The organism is Myroides albus (genome assembly GCF_009711045.1).
In the GTDB taxonomy this organism is placed as follows: Bacteria; Bacteroidota; Bacteroidia; order Flavobacteriales; family Flavobacteriaceae; genus Flavobacterium; species Flavobacterium album_A.
In genome coordinates this window covers 15,486-33,354 of the sequence record NZ_WMJX01000022.1, presented here as the reverse complement: position 1 = coordinate 33,354, position 17,869 = coordinate 15,486, and the positions used below count along the sequence as shown (strand labels likewise).

At 30.6% G+C, this 17,869-nt stretch carries 15 protein-coding genes; 1 reads left to right on the top strand and 14 read right to left on the bottom strand.

Translation table 11 applies throughout. The features are described 5' to 3' along the window. Position 1: 1 nt before the first annotated feature. The 6 genes from GJV76_RS10545 to GJV76_RS10520 are packed head-to-tail and all read right to left on the bottom strand — an operon-like array spanning position 2 to position 6,676. The gene (locus tag GJV76_RS10545; protein WP_155092580.1) at positions 2–1,270 is read right to left on the bottom strand and encodes an O-antigen polymerase; all 1,269 of its coding nucleotides are present in this window, start codon (positions 1,268–1,270) and stop codon (positions 2–4) included. Continuing rightward, complete coding sequence (locus GJV76_RS10540; RefSeq protein ID WP_155092579.1) at positions 1,271–2,368, bottom strand: glycosyltransferase; 1,098 nt, start codon at positions 2,366–2,368, stop codon at positions 1,271–1,273. 11 nt (positions 2,369–2,379) lie between these two features. Next, a complete protein-coding gene (locus GJV76_RS10535; protein ID WP_155092578.1) occupies positions 2,380–2,934 on the bottom strand; it encodes an acyltransferase in 555 nt (184 codons plus the stop codon). A gap of 1 nt (position 2,935) precedes the next feature. Then, positions 2,936–4,147 carry a UDP-N-acetyl-D-mannosamine dehydrogenase gene (gene wecC, locus GJV76_RS10530; RefSeq protein WP_155092577.1) on the bottom strand — a complete coding sequence of 404 codons (1,212 nt, stop codon included), beginning with the start codon at positions 4,145–4,147 and terminating at the stop codon, positions 2,936–2,938. 36 nt (positions 4,148–4,183) lie between these two features. Beyond that, positions 4,184–5,305, bottom strand: coding sequence for a non-hydrolyzing UDP-N-acetylglucosamine 2-epimerase (wecB, locus tag GJV76_RS10525; protein ID WP_155092576.1), 1,122 nt, complete (start codon positions 5,303–5,305; stop codon positions 4,184–4,186). Between the two features lie 27 nt (positions 5,306–5,332). Then, positions 5,333–6,676, bottom strand: a complete 1,344-nt coding sequence (locus GJV76_RS10520; protein WP_155092575.1) for a nucleotide sugar dehydrogenase — start codon at positions 6,674–6,676, stop codon at positions 5,333–5,335. 452 nt (positions 6,677–7,128) lie between these two features. Here GJV76_RS10520 and mobC point away from each other — a divergent pair, with 452 nt between their 5' ends. After that, positions 7,129–9,135: a conjugal transfer protein MobC gene (gene mobC / locus GJV76_RS10515; protein ID WP_155092574.1), complete on the top strand. Its 2,007-nt coding sequence runs from the start codon at positions 7,129–7,131 to the stop codon at positions 9,133–9,135. A 16-nt stretch (positions 9,136–9,151) separates the two neighbouring features. Here mobC and GJV76_RS10510 read toward each other — a convergent pair whose 3' ends face one another. From GJV76_RS10510 to GJV76_RS10475, 8 genes are all read right to left on the bottom strand, one after another. Further along, complete coding sequence (locus GJV76_RS10510) at positions 9,152–11,191, bottom strand: DNA topoisomerase (RefSeq protein WP_155092573.1); 2,040 nt, start codon at positions 11,189–11,191, stop codon at positions 9,152–9,154. A gap of 9 nt (positions 11,192–11,200) precedes the next feature. Beyond that, positions 11,201–12,493 carry a DUF3945 domain-containing protein gene (locus tag GJV76_RS10505; RefSeq protein WP_155092572.1) on the bottom strand — a complete coding sequence of 431 codons (1,293 nt, stop codon included), beginning with the start codon at positions 12,491–12,493 and terminating at the stop codon, positions 11,201–11,203. 100 nt (positions 12,494–12,593) lie between these two features. Beyond that, positions 12,594–12,887, bottom strand: coding sequence for a helix-turn-helix domain-containing protein (locus GJV76_RS10500; RefSeq protein ID WP_155092571.1), 294 nt, complete (start codon positions 12,885–12,887; stop codon positions 12,594–12,596). Between the two features lie 437 nt (positions 12,888–13,324). Then, positions 13,325–13,561, bottom strand: coding sequence for a hypothetical protein (locus GJV76_RS10495; RefSeq protein WP_155092570.1), 237 nt, complete (start codon positions 13,559–13,561; stop codon positions 13,325–13,327). Positions 13,562–13,582: 21 nt separating this feature from the next. Next, entirely contained in the window at positions 13,583–14,860 is a 1,278-nt protein-coding gene (locus tag GJV76_RS10490) for a relaxase/mobilization nuclease domain-containing protein (protein WP_155092569.1), read from the bottom strand. Beyond that, on the bottom strand, positions 14,850–15,284 hold the full coding sequence (locus GJV76_RS10485; RefSeq protein WP_155092568.1) for a plasmid mobilization protein: 435 nt from the start codon (positions 15,282–15,284) through the stop codon (positions 14,850–14,852). Before GJV76_RS10485 ends, GJV76_RS10490 begins: the two co-directional genes overlap by 11 nt. A gap of 152 nt (positions 15,285–15,436) precedes the next feature. Then, a complete protein-coding gene (locus tag GJV76_RS10480; protein WP_155092567.1) occupies positions 15,437–15,964 on the bottom strand; it encodes a hypothetical protein in 528 nt (175 codons plus the stop codon). Positions 15,965–15,985: 21 nt separating this feature from the next. Then, positions 15,986–16,453 (bottom strand): helix-turn-helix domain-containing protein, encoded by a 468-nt coding sequence (locus tag GJV76_RS10475; RefSeq protein ID WP_155092566.1) that lies wholly within the window; start codon positions 16,451–16,453, stop codon positions 15,986–15,988. Positions 16,454–17,869 lie beyond the last annotated feature (1,416 nt).

Sequence of the window (17,869 nt, the reverse complement as noted above, 5' to 3'; positions counted from 1 at the left end):
CCTAAACTTTTGATAAAAAAATTTTACTGACTATACTGTAAAAATAAATAATAATTAAACCGAAAATAAATATAGCAAAAGCATTATAAACGGAACCACGTGCAATAATAATATATGAACTACACAAAGATACGACGACCATAACACGTGCTAAAGAAGATTTTAAATTACGAATTACATTATCCCAAAAAAAAGCAAAAAACGCCCAGAAAACACCTAATAAACATCCAAAAACACCTAAATTCGCATAAGCATCACCAAATAAAGTTGGATGAGTACTAAATCCTTGTAAATAAGGCATATATGCAGCCCCCATAGTAATTGCAAAATCAGGAGGTTTAATTCCAAAAGAAAAACTAGTTGGTATTAGTACTAATAACATCCTAATATAAGTATGTCCTTTTTCAAAATCTTTAAAATTATTATCATTTTCTATGAAATAATAAAAAACCTCCCTTAAATTCAACTCGCCTCCTTCACTAACTTTATCAAAAATTCTAGAATTAAAATCATTAAATTCGAAATTACTAATAAAGTCACCAAAAGTGCCATAGTGTCGGAAGATCAAAAGAGCATAAATAAGATACATACTTACAAGTCCAACAAACGAAAAATAGACTATTTTTTTTAAAGATAAATTTGCTCCTTTTGAGATATAATATAAAATATAACTTATTAAAAGTGGTAAAATTTCTATTCTATTTCTTGTAACTAACACGCATAAAATAATAATTAAACTACTCCAAATAACATATTTCCTCTTCTTATTAATTAAAGAAAGTAATAAAACAGAACTAAAAGGATAATACATACTTAGAATTAAGTTTGATAGCGACAAATAATTTTCAGAATTAGAAATTTCACGACCAGTTGCCCAAGAGGATGAAAACAAACTACCTGCTGTTTTTACTATCATATAAAATTTAAATGCTACAACTAAGAATAAACCTATTAATAAAATAGTAAATATCTGTTCTTTATTAATAGGTATCCTAAACAAATTTGAATTCAATACGATTCTATTTGCTTTAAACAATAAAACACGTGATAATAAATATATTATACAAAATAAAGTTACAAAAACAGAAGCTTCAAATAAAACGCTATCAGAATAATTAGAACTTTTAAACAATACTGTTATAAAATGCGGAATAGCAAACATAATTAACAATGTGGCCCACATAAAGATAACAGGTGACTTATTATCATATTCACGTTTAATGATTACAATAATTAATAGTAGCTGTAAAACACCAAATATATACTCCATTTATTTAAAAAAATCACGAATTAATTTCACTTCCTTAACCACAGTATTTTCAGCAAAATACTTTGTGTTTTTAGTATAAGGTAAGCCTGCTTCTAACTCTTTTAAAATTACTTCTAAATCTGTTTTTAAATCGTTATTATCAATAAACTTTACATTTTCAAAATCATCAAAAACCTCATGACAAACTTTTATATCAGAAGTAATTACAGGTATACCAAATGTTGCCATTTCACACATCATTAATCCTTGAGCATCAGTTCTTGTTGGCATTAAAGCACATTTACTCTTATCCAACAACTTTATAATTTCATCATGTGTCAAAAAAGTATCTAACCAAGTAATATTTGGTGCTTTCTTAATGTAATTCCAAACAGTTCCTTTACCTACAACAAGAAAACTCATGTTAGGATTATTATAAGCTAAATCGTTTATTAAATCTATACAATATTTAGAACCATTTAAATTACCTCTTATAGTGATAAAATCAAATTCTTTAGGAAGCAATAATGAATAATTATTCGTTTCAAAATATTCACCTACACAGTTATATGTTATTGAAGATACTCTATCAAAAGTATTTTTATCGACTTTTGTCCATTTTAAAAACTCGTCGTACATCCAATTACTAACAAATAAATAATGTGTATTGACAATATCCCTACTATAAACTTTGTTCCATATAATTAACTTTAAATTATCATAAGTACTTTGAAAAATATTCTTAAAAAACTTATTAGATTTATCAAAACTATAAGGCTTAGAATACACTTTTCTAACATTTAACACTTCATGTCCATGAAACACATGAATTTTCTTTTTAAAATACTTGCTATACTTTAAAAAGAAAAACAAATGACTCCTCAAATTTGGTTGATGGGATATTAAAATATCATATTCGCCTTTCTTAACTCTTACTAAAGCACTATTTTTCGAATATACCTTTATATCATCAATTACATAATCCTCTTTGGTACTAAAATTCAACACATCTATATCTAACCCAAATTTTTTATAATATAGATTTCTAACTTGTACAAAGAAATGAGAAACCTTCATTCCAGGCACTGAATATGTTTGAACTGCTACTAAAACCCTCATTAAATTATATTTTATCTGTTTTTTAAAAATTTTGCAGGAACTCCAATGTAAACACAATTCTTTTTAAATCTATTCTTAGAACATAAAGAATTAGCACCTATAATACATCCATCGTCAAGTACTACATTCATAAGAATAGTACAATTTCTACCAATCCAAACATCATTACCAACAATAATATTTCCATATAAAGCATCTTGCTTTCTAATAGGTGAGAATTTTTCCGTTTTATGAGTAGAATCTCTTAAACTGCAAAACTCAGCAATTAAAGTATCGTTACCAATCTCGACTCTATTTAACGCTGAAATAACAACATTAAAAGTAAACTTAACATTATCTCCAACTTTTAAAGTACTACCTTTAGGTACTTCTATAAAAGAATTGCTACCAATATCTAAATTAAAACCAAAAGAAACACCTTTATGAGGTGGATATTTCCATATTACATTTTTACCTATTCTCGGAATACTTTTAATAGTACCCCCACATAACTTTACATAAGAATAAAAAAAGAAACCCCTAGTAAATCTAAAAATTCTATCAAAAATTTTAAATATTAAATGCATTCTAAAGTCTTTTAATTCCACAAAAATCCAACACTACTTTATCTTGGGGAATTTCCAATGCTTTAAACTCATTATGCGCCACTAAGAACACAATGATATCTGCTTTTTCTATAGCTTCTTTATAGTCTGTTAATTTAAACACTTTATGATCATGTACATTTGGCTCTACAATAAACAAATCTGCATCTCCAGAGTCTTGTAAAATACGCTCTGCTATATAAATAGCTGGTGACTCACGCAAATCGTCAATATTTGGTTTAAATGCTAATCCCATTACTGCAATAGCAGGTTGACGACCTTGTTTTAGCTCAAATTCTAAGCGAGCTGACTTTACTTTCTCTGCACACCAAAATGACTTATAATTATTAATCTCACGAGCTTGACCAATAATTCTTGATTCCATAGGAAATTCAGATACGATAAAGTATGGATCTACTGCAATACAATGCCCCCCTACTCCACATCCTGGTTGCAAGATATTTACTCGTGGATGTTTATTTGCTAATTCGATTAATTCCCATACATTAATCCCTGCTTTATCACAAATAAGCGATAACTCATTAGCAAATGCAATTTGCACGTCGCGAGAAGAGTTTTCTGTCAGCTTACACATCTCTGCTGTACGCGCATTTGTTTTGTGTAAGGTTCCTTTGACAAATTGGCTATAGAATGCTACAGCCTTTTGGGTAGAAGCTTCATTAACACCACCAATAACACGGTCATTATGTACTAATTCATACATTACATTTCCTGGCAATACACGCTCGGGACAATAAGCTAAAAATATCTTACCTTCAAGCTCTGGGCGTTCTGTAAAGATATATTCCATCATCTTTTCTGTCGTACCCACAGGAGAGGTAGACTCGATGATATATAAATCACCTTCTTTCAATAATGGAAGTATAGCTGTAGTCGCCGCTTTTACATATGAAATATCTGGTTCGTGATTTCCTTTAAAAGGAGTAGGAACAACAATTAAATATGTATTGGCTTCAATAGGAGTTGTTGCTGCTTTTAAATAACCTGCCTGTACAGCTTCTGCCACCGCCTTGTCTAAATCAGGTTCTACAATATGAATCTTACCTGCGTTAATTGTATCTACTACATGCTGTGAAATATCCACACCATGCACTGCAATCTTATTTTGAGCTATTAATGCAGAGGTTGGTAACCCAATATAACCTAAACCTATTGTTACTACTTGTGTACTCATCACTATATTTTTTCTATTACAAATAACTTTATTTTCTTACTTTAATTTCCCAATAAACTCTACTATACGTTCACATGCTTTTCCATCTCCGTAAGGATTGTGTAGAGCTGACATCTTCGCATAACGATTTGTATCTGTCAATAAACTATTCGCCTCTTTAACAATTTTGTCTTTACTTGTTCCTACCAAAATCACAGTCCCTGCTGCTACTGCTTCAGGACGCTCTGTTGTATCACGCATAACTAAAACAGGCTTTCCAAGACTTGGTGCTTCTTCTTGTACTCCTCCACTATCCGTTACAATCATATAACTTTTATTCATCAACCAAACAAAAGAAGGATAAGCTAATGGATTAATTAATTTGATATTGTCAATCCCTGAAAGTATATCATAAACTGGCCCTTTTACATTCGGGTTTAAATGTACTGGATATATAATTTGAACATCAGTATGTGTTAAAGCTATTTCCTTTAGCGCCTCACAAATGCGAATAAAGCCATCTCCATGATTCTCACGTCTATGACCTGTAACAAGTATTAATTTCCTAGAAGAATCAACAATTTGTTTTAATTGTATAATTTCTTCGTTTTCTAAATCTTCTACTCGTTCTACACTCTCTAATAAAGCATCAATCACAGTATTTCCTGTAATTAAGATATTCTTTTGAGATATATTCTCCCTTAATAAATTCTCTTGAGAAGCTTGAGTTGGTGCAAAGTGGTAATCTGTTACACGACCAGTAATCTGACGATTGATTTCTTCTGGGAAAGGAGCACGCTTATTGTGGGTTCTAAGCCCTGCCTCAACGTGACACACTTCAGCTCCACTATAAAAAGCTGCAATACTCGCTGACATTGTAGTAGTAGTGTCCCCATGAACATAAACATAATCAGGCTTGAACTCCTCTAAAACAGGCTTTAATCCTGTGATAATATCTCCTGTTAAAGAATATAAATTCTGATTAGGCTTCATTAAATTCAAATCGTATTCAGGTACGATATCAAAAAACTCTAAAACTTGGTCAAGCATCTCTCTGTGTTGCGCAGTTACACATACACGAGTGTCAAACTGATCATTGTGCTTTTTAAACTCTTTTACCAGTGGAGCCATTTTAATAGCCTCTGGCCTTGTACCAAATACAATTAAATTCTTTTTCATTTTATGCTTCTCTATACTTAAATATTATTACAATCTACTATCTATTATTTCTCTATCTAATGCTGCTTTCGCATCATAGATAACCGCTGGTGAAGATATCATATTCTCGATGTCAAGTGCACGAAAATCAGTATGTGCAGTAGTTAAAACTACTCCCTCATAATGTTTATTCGTAGAAGGTAAACGATGATCACTTGTTTGATACACTCTTTTTTCAACTTCATCAATAGTGGTTATCACCTCAATCCCGTATTCTTCTCTCACCTCCTCAGGGTTTACCCATGGATCATATACATCAACCTCGATACCATAAGAAACTAATTCCTCATAGATCTTAGCCACCTTGGTATTACGTGTATCTGGACAGTTCTCCTTAAAGGCAAAACCCAATAACAATACTCTAGAGCGACTCACGTCTATCCCCTTTTGTATCATTAATTTCACCACCTTACTCGCAATAAATACAGGAATCTCATCGTTCACACGACGTCCTGATAAAATCACATCAGGGTAATACCCAACTTGAATGGCTTTATGTGCTAAGTAATACGGATCTACTGATATACAGTGTCCTCCTACTAATCCTGGTTTGTATTTAAGGAAATTGAATTTAGTTCCTGCTGCCTCTAAAACATCTTGGGTATCTATTCCAATTCTATCGAAGATCAGGGCTAATTCATTGACAAAAGAGATATTGACATCGCGCTGAGCGTTCTCTATCACCTTTGCAGCTTCTGCTACTTTTAACGAAGGTGCTTTATGGGTGCCCGCTTTGATAATCATGCGGTATAATAGGTCTATTTCTTCTGCGACAATTGGTGTACTACCTGAAGTTACTTTGACAATTGTCTCTAAGGTATTGACTTTATCTCCAGGGTTAATGCGCTCTGGTGAATAACCTACGTAAAAATCTTGATTGAACTTAAGCGTTGAAAACTGCTCAATAACAGGAATACACTCTTCTTCTGTACATCCTGGATATACTGTCGATTCGTAAATCACAATATCTCCTTTTTTAATCACAGAGGCGATGAGTTTCGAAGCTCCTTTTAACGGAGACAAATCTGGTGCATTAAACTGGTTGATTGGCGTTGGAACAGTTATGATGAAAACATTGGCTTGAGCCAAATCCTCTAAAGTGTAACTTGGCAAATACCCCCGTATTCCTCCTGAAGTCTGATATTCCAAAAGAGAGACTTTTAACTGGTCAATTTCTACCTCTTTAGTTAGGTCCACCCCTTGTTTAAGTTGCTCTACTCTTTCTTTTTTAATATCATACCCCACAACAGAATAGTGTTTAGCAAAGGCTAATGCCAAAGGTAAACCAACATAGCCTTGACCTATGACAGCGATTTTATATTCTTTACTCATAACATTTTTATTTATTGCCGCTTTGCAAAGCAACAACTTTTATTCCTTTTCCAAACGTCGTATTTAGTCAAAAAATTGTCCTTTTACAACGAAAAAACAAAAGTACGGTATTCACATTATATAACCTTGAATTTTCCTAAAAATTCCGTAGACACTCACTTTCTTTTAGTAAAAGACATTTTATTTCATTTATAATCACTCACTCAAACAAAGAATCGTATTAGACTTTAATTACAAATTTTAAATACTTTAATAAAAATAAATAGCTATCATAAGTGAGTTAATTTAAGAAAACTCTAAAATGTTAATTATTATAATCAAATTACTGAGCACTGATACAATTGACTTACAAGCATAGGTTTTAAAAGGACAAACAGTACAATACAAGGTCATGGGTTAAGAATTAAAACAAGGCTTTGTACTTTTAATTCTAACCCACTAATTAATATGCTATGCAAAGTGAAGATGATTTAAAAGCGCTATCTAAAATTCTTTCATTATTAAGAGCAGTTAGTATTCTACTATTACTTATTCACCTATACTGGTATTGCTACTACTTGTTTGTTAAGACTAACATCTATAGTCTGGTTGTAAACCAAATACTTTTAGGCTTTAATAAACACTCTTTTCTTTTCTATCATCCTTTAGTTACAAAACTCTGTTGTTTTGTTTTGCTAGCTCTAAGTCTTTGGGGACAAAAAGGTGTAAAAGATCCGTTGATAACTCTAAGAAAAATATTTTTTGTGTTCTTTGTTGGTTTTATATTATACTTTTTAAACTTTTGGTTACTTGACTATCAATCTACCCTGTCAAATATCACTTATATTTTAAGCACTTTTTTAGGATACCTACTTCTTCTAATATCAGGAGCTTGGATAAGTAGGCTTTTATCAGATGATTTACTTGAAGATGTATTTAATTTTGAAAATGAAAGCTTTTGGCAAGAAACCCGTCTTATTGAAAATAAATATTCGGTTAACTTACCCACTGAGTTTTTATATAAAAACAAAACGCACAAAGGTTGGATAAACATTATTAACCCTTTTAGAGCCACCATTGTTCTGGGTACACCAGGTTCGGGTAAAAGCTTTGCGGTTATTAACAGCTATATCAAGCAATTAATCGAAAAAGGGTTTTCAATGTATATCTATGACTTTAAATTTGATGACCTATCCACTATAGCTTATAATCATCTACTTTTACATAGCGATAAATACAAAGTAAAGCCCAAATTCTATGTTATTAACTTTGATAACCCCAGAAAAAGTCACAGGTGCAACCCTATAAACTCCAAGTTTATAAAAGACATATCCGATGCCTATGAATCGGCTTATACCATTATGCTTAATTTAAATAGATCATGGATTCAAAAACAAGGAGATTTTTTTGTTGAATCGCCAATTATCCTGTTAGCGGCAATAATTTGGTTTTTGAAAATCTACAAAAAAGGTAAGTATTGTAGCTTTCCTCATGCCATAGAACTACTAAACAAAAAGTATAAAGATGTATTTACCATTTTAACAAGCTATCCCTCTTTAGAGAATTACCTATCTGCCTTTATGGACGCATGGCAAGGTGGCGCGCAAGAACAACTACAAGGTCAAATAGCCTCGGCTAAAATCCCTTTATCGCGAATGATATCACCCTCACTTTACTGGGTTATGAGTGGAGATGACTTCAGCCTTGATATCAATAATCCAGAAGAACCTAAGATATTGTGTGTTGGCAATAACCCGGATAGACAAAATATTTACTCAGCTGCATTAGGACTTTACAATTCAAGAATTGTAAAACTAATCAATCAAAAAGATAAACTAAAAAGCGCTGTTATTATAGATGAGTTACCTACAATTTACTTCAGAGGACTCGACAATTTAATAGCCACGGCTAGAAGTAATAAAGTAGCAGTATGTTTAGGATTTCAAGACTTCTCTCAACTAAATAGAGACTATGGAGACAAAGAAAGTAAAGTTATTCAAAACACAGTGGGAAATATATTTTCAGGTCAAGTAGTTGGTGAAACAGCCAAACAATTATCCGAGAGATTTGGAAAAATTCTACAAAAGCGTCAAAGCATATCAATTAATAGATACGATAGATCTTCTTCAATATCCACTCAATTAGATATGTTAATACCTTCCTCGAAAATATCCACTCTTAGTCAAGGAATCTTCGTTGGGGCCGTGGCTGATAACTTTGATCAAAAAATAGAGCAGAAAATCTTCCATGCTCACATTAAAATAGACACAAACAAAGTCAATCAAGAGCAAAAAAACTACAAAACAATCCCCACTATAACCTCTTTTACAAACTACAAAAATGAAGACTTTCTAGACAAAGCAATTCAAGATAACTACAACCAAATCAAAAAAGACATTGAAAAGATTATAAAAAATGAGCTTTTAAGAATTGAAAACGATCCTGATTTGGCCCATCTTTTAAATAAAAGCAAATCCTAAAAAGTCTCCACTTTAATTATATAAATTCATATTGTAACTCACAGTTTTTATTAAGACGTAAATAACCTTTAACTTTACTGTGTTTACCTATTTTGAACTCAAACAAAGAAGATGATTTTCTTTTTTGTATAAGCTGATTTACATCACAAACAGATAAATAAACACCCGATATCTGACGCTTTAGACTCCATTTACACTGCTTGTTTTGACAAATAACCCTATCCAAGTAAAACTCTAGGTTATGCTTTTGACAAAAAGGACATAAAGTGGATTTATTCTCTAGAGAATAAACCTTTTTAGTATTATTAAAAAACCCAACAAGCTCATTTACTTTCTTATCTAAATTTGCTTTATCAATGTCTGTTTTTGTATACCTGTAAAACAATATTTCAAGCTCGAAAACTCTTTGCAAGAATTCACTTATATTATAATCTAACCCCTTAAATAGTTTAGTTACTTCACCATTTAGCGTAACTCCAGCTTTAGATGTTTTTAAAATCTTACTATAGGTTAAACTATCAAGGCAGAGAATAGCACGTTTAAAAAAGTCCTCAAAAAAACAAAGCTCGTTTTGACTTATTCCCATGGTTTTTAAAAATTGCAAAAAATCCCTTTCTAATGACTTTAAAACAGAGTTTGCAGATAAGAAACAATTTTTTCTAACTTTTGTTTTTTCAACAAGGGCGCTTTTTATTTGAATTTTACTCTTAGAACTAAAAAGCTCATCTTTTAATGAATCAACTATATTATATGCTTTAAAACCGTTACTTGCAACCAAAGAAAAATTATCTTTCGAAATAAGATAAAACTCTAAATAGTGCTTATTAGAATCAAGGGATATTTGAACTTTTTTTTGCTGTTTTTCTTCAAATGGCTTAAAACACAAAATTATCTGTTCTATCAAAAGATTATAAATAGCTTTTTGTTTAACTCCTAAGCCTTTTGGTATTTGTCCTCTTGCAAGCAAAGGCCACTTACAACTGCTGGAATTATCTAATATGCCTTTGTAATTAAGGTTTTTACTCTTTATAAAAATCATTTGATGCTTAAAATCTGAATAGTCTCTAATTTGTGATAAAACCCCAGGTATATCCTTTTTAAATTTCACTGGCAGATACCGATATAGCGTAATTGGATAGAATAGAAAACCCTGATAATACAAAGTCTTTAAAATACTCAATGTCTCTTTATAAAGGATACCATACTGTTTATAAGCTTTTTTACACAGGGTTATAAAATCAAAAAAAAGTGGTCTTTGAGCACTTAAAACTTCCCTTTGCACTTTTGAAATAGATATTGATTTAGATTTTAAAATTTTATTTAAAACAACTAACGCTGATTGTCTATTCTTATATTTTTTAGTGTAATTACTATCATACTCTTGTTCGTTTATTAAAACCCTGACAGATACTGAGTATTTTGCTTTTCTACCAAGAGATTGAAACTCTTTTTGTTTTTGATAAACAAATGAAATAAGAAAAAAGGATATCAGGCAACTTGGCCCAGCAGAGCTATTTACAATCTGTTTTAGTTTATAGCTTAGCTTATCGCTTAAAAAAGTATAAACAAGATCTTTTTGCAAAGGCTTATCAAACAAACACAACTTTTGCCAATAATGCATTTTTTTTGCGAAAGCTTTTTCTAAACTTTTCTTATCCAAACTAAATAGCGGCAATCTTGTAAAGGGTAATTCTAAGTTTAAATACTTGTATAAGTACGCAAAAAAAACATCAGCTTTTTCACTGGGCTCTGTAGCAAAGAGAATACTCTTACTTTTTTTGGCCAACTCTTTAATTGTAGTAAACTGATTTAAATAATAATGGTCATTTTCTATAAAGATTGCCTTATGCTTGTCAAAGGCTTTAACTTGAAATGCAAAGCCTTCGCCTTTATTTTTTTTATTGACTTGAACAGCTTTAAGTATAATATCTCTACTACCAATCCAAGTTACATAGTATTTATCTGAATAATAATAGTTATTTGTTTTTTCAAAAGCTAAAACAAGCGTAGCAAGAACACTTGCCACACTTGCTTTACGAGTTATTATTAGTTCCATATTTAAAGTTTATCTAGGTCTTAAAACAGCATTATCTTTACTTGTTTGACTCTGCTCTTGAGTGTTTTTAATTTGATTACTGTCTTTGTTTATTGGATTGTCAAAGGAAAAACTCGTTTTATTATTTACCTTATCATAACTCACATAGCCGTTGTAGGGATTTCCACGCTTATCAATAATCCCTTGAACAAATACAGCTTTTCCTTGCAAAAGGTCATTATACTCAGAATCCGAAAGAGTCTTACCTCTAAAAACTCTTAAGTCTTTTTGGGTCGTTTTTTGATTTTTCTTATTGACATTGTCAAACAAAAATTCAATATGTCCTTTAGAGGCATTATACTGAATCTCTGCATCGAAAGGATTGCCTTTACTAGAGTTCATTCCTTGCACAAGCACCGCCTCACCGTGTTTTAGCTTTTGAATCTGTTGTGCACTAAGCTCTACTCCCTTTATCTCAACAGGAACTTTTACAGCCTGCACACTTGTCACGGCAAGATTATTAGTTAATCTATCAACGCTAACCACAGAGGGTACCTTCTGTCCTGAAATTGGATCGATAAGCTCTACTACTCTGCCCATATTACCAGTCTTTAAAAGATTGTGTTTATCGAGCTTGGTAAATTCATGCCCTTGAAAAGGAACATTTAAATTAGGATACTTTTTAACTCCCTCTAGGTTCATAACCACCTCTCCGTTTTGATCTCTTTTTAAACTCAAACGGGCATCTAAAGAGAAAACAGCCGCTCCTAAGTCTAAACTCACCATCACTAAATCCTTTGTTTTATATCCCTTTAGTAAAGGTTCTAATAAATCCATTTCATCAAGTTTTTGTTTAGATAGACCAATCTCTGAGAGCGCCTCCCAATTAAGCTCGTTTATATTGTACTTATATGGGTTGTATTCTTTACTGGTTATTAAAGAAGAAGATTCTTCTCTTTTTAAACTCTCTATAACTTTACCTGGATCGATTTGGTGCTCCAGGTAAAGTTCTTTGTTTATAGACTGTTTTTGATCTAGCTCTTCTTGCATTTGCTTGGCTAGATTAAGGGCTAGTGATTCAGGGACTTTAAAAAAGCTAAACTGAGTCGGATCTTTTAATTGAGAAAAGAAGTTGGAAAAGAAATTAGAGAAAAAATCACCGTGCTTATCTACCTTTAAAAAGGATTTGAGATTTGCTTTGTTAACCGGCGCACTTTGTAAACGACCATTCTCGCTTAATCCCTTAACTCCTTTAATTTTGTTGTCCTTAGCATCGCTAACTAAAAGAACTTGCTGTTCTTGTTTGTTTACTTTAGTTTCCATAATATAAATTTTTAGGTTTTTTAATACTTAAAACTATATTCAAATACTATAGAATCTATTAGTTGACCCCATTTGGTTATTATTTGTCCTTTACAGGCCGTTAATCATTAATGGGTCTTGAGAAACAATCCCTTAAGAGTTTTTCAACATCCGAGAGTTTGTAGTAAATCTTACCTTTTAGTTTATAATATGGCAGCTTTTTCTCAGAACGGTACCTTTGCAAGGTTCGGTAGGAAATTTTTAAAATTTGAAGAACATCTTGATTATCTAAAAGCTCTTCGCCATCAACATTTAAAGTTTGGAGTTGTAGTTTAGAAATATTTTCATTTAAACTATCTAGTCTGGTAGTTAGTCTCTTCATCCAAGAAAGAAACTCTAAACGATTAATACTCATAATTCAAGTTTTAGTGATTAATACATGTTAGCTAACACTACAAATCTGTAAACTCTTTTTGAATAAAATTGCCAATTGGCATGTTTTAAGGTGTGTTAAACTCTCTAAAGTAAGACACTAACTGGCTTTAAGGTAAAAACAAAAATAAAAAAGGTATAAAATCAGGAATAAAGCACATTTTAAAAAAGTAGTAAAATAGTAGTTTTTAAGGCTTTACATACGAAAAAAAAATGAATTTGTTTGCCAATTGCTAGGAGTAAAAAAGACATAATTATCTCATTAAAAAGACTTTAACCTTTACTGCAAATAAAAAAACAGTATAAATTTAAATAAACAGCAATAAATCACCCTTTTAAGATAATTAAATATATATTTTACCAGACACTAAAAAATAAAGTTTTAAGGGGGTTTTACTCTTTTTTCAATTTTGATATAAACTAATCTAATCGCTTGGCAATTTCTTTGGCTGATTTATGATCTTCCCCTTTTAAAAGCGTATCAATATTTTTTGTTTTCAGGTTATTATTTTCTAATTTCTCATAGTTAATCTCACTTCTACTCTGCCCTATTATATCATAATAATCCTTTTTAGAATTATTGAAAAAAATTAGCCTTGCTATACTAAAAGTTAAATAGTAACACAACCAATAAAGTCCTAAGAAAAATTCAAACATATTACATTATATTAATTAGGGTTAAACCAAGTATTTACTCTTGGATTTTTTTTTCTTTTTCTTTATCGAGTCTTCAAACTGCTTTTCTTGCATATCAAAACTTGGCCCTGAAAGCAGATAGTTGAAAAAGCACACAAAACTACTTTGATTACTCTCTAGCATAAAATCCTCTAAAAAATTAAAACTCTCATGGCTCTGCAAATCTTTATACTCCTTTTGACTTTGGTTGTATCTTTGCAGCACTAAATTTTTAATTGGATTTTCAATCTTTTTTCTAAGCGTATTAAAATAGGAGTTGTCCTTGGAGTTTAACTTTTGACTTAATTTTTTAAAGTTAAACACCACTTTAAGCTCATGAGATATAAAAACAAAGTCTTTTTTAAGCTTATTGGATAATTCAACTATATTAATACCTTGATTTTTCAATAGCTTTTTAAACTCCGAAAAAGACTTACTTTGTTTAAAATAAGCTTGAATCATCTTTTTTAGCTCTGAAAGTTCACTAGTTTTATCCACTCTTAGCTGTGTTGATTTATTATAGTGACTCTTTAAAAAATCTTCATCTACTACTAAATCAAAGCGGTGACATGAAAAAATATTACTGGCTTTATTCTTGTTTTTATCTAAAGCCACATAAAACACATGGTCTTTTCTTTTTGATTTAATAGCCTGGACATTAAAAAGTGATAAAAGTGCGTTATACTTTTTAAAACTTGTAAACAAATAGTGTTTAGGCAAAGTGCAAACAACGCTATTTATTTGATCATAAACCGAAAACTCAGCGTGATTTACAATATCTAGTAAAAACCGCTTATAACCTTTGTCTTTTTTCTGATACCCCGTTAACCCGAACTCCTTTGTGATTTCTCTACAAGCATTATGCGCATGAGAGTAATCATAGAGCTTTTCAATCTTCTTGCCCCATAAGTTAACTGCAATAGTAGCAATATGTATGTGAATCCTTTTTAAATCAAAGTGTTTATAGACAATATAAGGTTGGTTTTTTAAATTTACTTTAGCCATATAAGTTTTAGCTATAAGCAGTAACTCTTTATCACTTAATTTATCCTTAGGATGAGGATTAAGCGATATGTGCCTCACTGGCCTTTGAGTTGAAATATTTTTTAAAAGATAAGCTTGGAAATACCTTTGAAAATACACAGATAAATCCTCCACCTTATAAAGTGGATACGCTACTTTGTGTAAATATAAAATACTAGCCTCACAGGCCTTCACCTTATTTTGATTATAACGAAGCACATTTAGAATATCTTTGCTTTTGCCAATTCTAACTATCATATTCTTTTTGTTTATCTATGACAATCTTCTCAAAATCTAGGGTTAGCGTTATTATATCTTTACAAAGTTTTGAAAGATCAATAGTTTCTTTAAAAAGCTGTTGATAGACCTCTAACTTCTTGTCTTGCTCTTGGCTTTTTTGAACTAAAGTATTATAATTTACAGCGATTGCTTTAAAATGATTGATAAGTTGAGTTAAACGAGAGTGGTATTCTATAGCTATTGGGTCTATAATAACACTCTTGATCTGATTGTTTAATATTCTTGAGATAACAAAATTAGATTTGTTTCTAACTTGATATTTTTCAATGACCTTCTCAAACTGTTCAGATTCTGATTCAGTTAGATAAATGGAAAGTGTTTTTACTATTTTTCTAGTAGTTTTACTTTGCCTTGAAACCATCTTTTTATCATTAGTATTCATAGTCTTATTATTTAGATTTACAAAATCTACTTAATAAAACGTCAATTAAGTTATCATGGAATACAAAGGACACTTTTGGAATATATTGGCCTAATCTCCTATTGTTTAGAATTATATATAAAAATAAAATAGCTGATTGCTATAATTAAACACTATAAAACAAAGCCTTTAGGTAAGCTAGAGATGTCCAAGTCTTTAGGATTAGCTCCTTGAAGTAGAGCATTAATAACCTCATCTTGCTTTAATTCTTCAAACTCATCATAACTAAGCCCAAACATAATTTGCAGGTTAACCTGAGTTATGGCTTCATTTGAATCAATAAACTTATCGGAATACATTCTTAAAAACTGTTGCTTTAGAATCTCTTTTACTTGAAACTCTTTGTAAATTATAAAATCATTTTCTTTTATAGCTAAAATTCTCTTTAAAGCAATAAAGTCATTAAGCTCTGCCTCAGTGATACAGTCATCTTTTAAAGTATAATATGCATACAAGACTAGAAAATCTAAAGCCTCTTGTTTGATCTGCTCTATTATGATACTATTCTCAAACAAATAAGTTTTTAACTTAGCAATTGAAGTGTCTTTAGAGATTAAAATTGTTACTATTTCTTGTAAAGCCTTATTATTATACTTATAAGTTAAAGCGAATTCTTTAAAATGGTCAGATAGATTATACATAGTTTAGCAGATGAATTTAAATTATTTTCTCTTATATAGGTTCTTTCTACCATTGGATATGGAAATCACAATTCCTTCTTTTCTTAGATTATTCAAAACATTTGATATAGCACCACTTGTAACTGATACATCAATAAGTTTATCACTTTGCATTTTCTCCTTAATCTCAGCTACTGTTCTATAGTCAGCGAAATATTTACTAACTACTAATTTACGTACTTTAGCTGTTAGGTTAACTTTTTGCTTTAAATCTGCTTTTAGTTTGTAGATTGTAACAGAATTTAAACTAACATCCATTAACTCACTTAGAGCATAGTCAACTGCTTTAGCATACTTCACATAAAAGTCAATATCTTTAGCTGTTCCATTTTCAACTTTAGATATACTACTTTTCGAAACACCTGTCAAATCAACTATATTTTCTTTTGTTAGATTAAGAGAATCTCTTTTACTTCTCAGTTTTTTACCAATCAACTTCTTATAAGACATAAACTTTCCAATACTTTATATTAAACACAAAATGGATTTAAAATCAAATCTTTTTTGTGTTTAATGTTTTTTTTACTATATTTGCTTTTATATAGATGTAGCTATTAAGCTTTCTATCGTTTTCAACGATGTTATCGTAGTGTAAAATCCTACAATACAGAATAGAGTATCCGTAAAATCACTCTATGCAAAAAGGTTTATATTTTTGCATTACATACGAGTAATACTCACGTATACTTTTATATTCAATGAGTTTTCTCATTTAGAATTTAGGACACCTACGACTTGATTGTATGCAGATATTCCCATGTAAAGATTTACATGGCTAATCGACTATACAATACATCGTTTATATAATCTATGTGTGCGATTTTGTTTAATAACATCGCTAACAATTCTTATAAATAAAAAGGGTTGTTTATATGTGAATAGACAATATTATCACTCACATACTAAGTGGTGTAAAAAAAGGTTGTTTCCTATAATACACTACCCTAACCTTTGGTTAAAGACATAGCTTTACCTAAGATTGGTTTTTTCTATTTTTAAGATTCGCACTCTAAAAGTAATTCCTTTCTTGCTGTTTTCCAAAACAGATACATTTTTAAGCAAGTCTAAAAGCAAAAGGTTGCAACAAAAGTGATAGTCTAGCAATTAATTGCTAGGCTATCTCAGTGAAACTAAAGCATTGGATTTATATCTTTTATGCTTAAATAATACTAAATCTCTTATTCATGCCAGTCTCCCAATTAGGCATTAAGAGATTAAAATACAAGGTATAAGTGTTTTTTTTTATAAAAGCAATACCACTTCCTTAAAGGACTTATCGAATAATCCTATTCGAGAATTTTCAATTATTTTTTATTACAAAAAAACAATTATTAACCAAACTAAACCAAGTAATTACTATGAAAAAACAAACTTGTTAAAGTGATTATTTACAATTGTGATATTAACGTCCTAAACTTTATTTTCTTACCAATAAACTCACTTTTACAAGCAGACAAACTTTGATATAAAATTGAATTAGTGAATTAGTTAGTACTGCTTAACAAGTTTAATATATCAAACCACTTCATGCATACTTTAGCGGGAAGCTAAATGGCATACAGACAAACACCATTACTTTTTAATTGATCAAGCAAATAAAAAGTAATGGTCAATTAAGCATTAAAGACAAACAACAACTATAAAACTAAACTATCTATTATGTCCTTAATTATCACAATTACATATAGCGCGCTGCTAAAAGATAAGACATAGGTAAAATCTACCTTAAAATTCATTGAATTGTAATACTACAGATAATTAGTATACCGTAAAAAGACAACTCTTTTTTCAGTGTACAGGATAGCTATTGCCTTAATCCACAATTAAACAACAACAATAATCATCCATTCGACAACAAGGCTATAG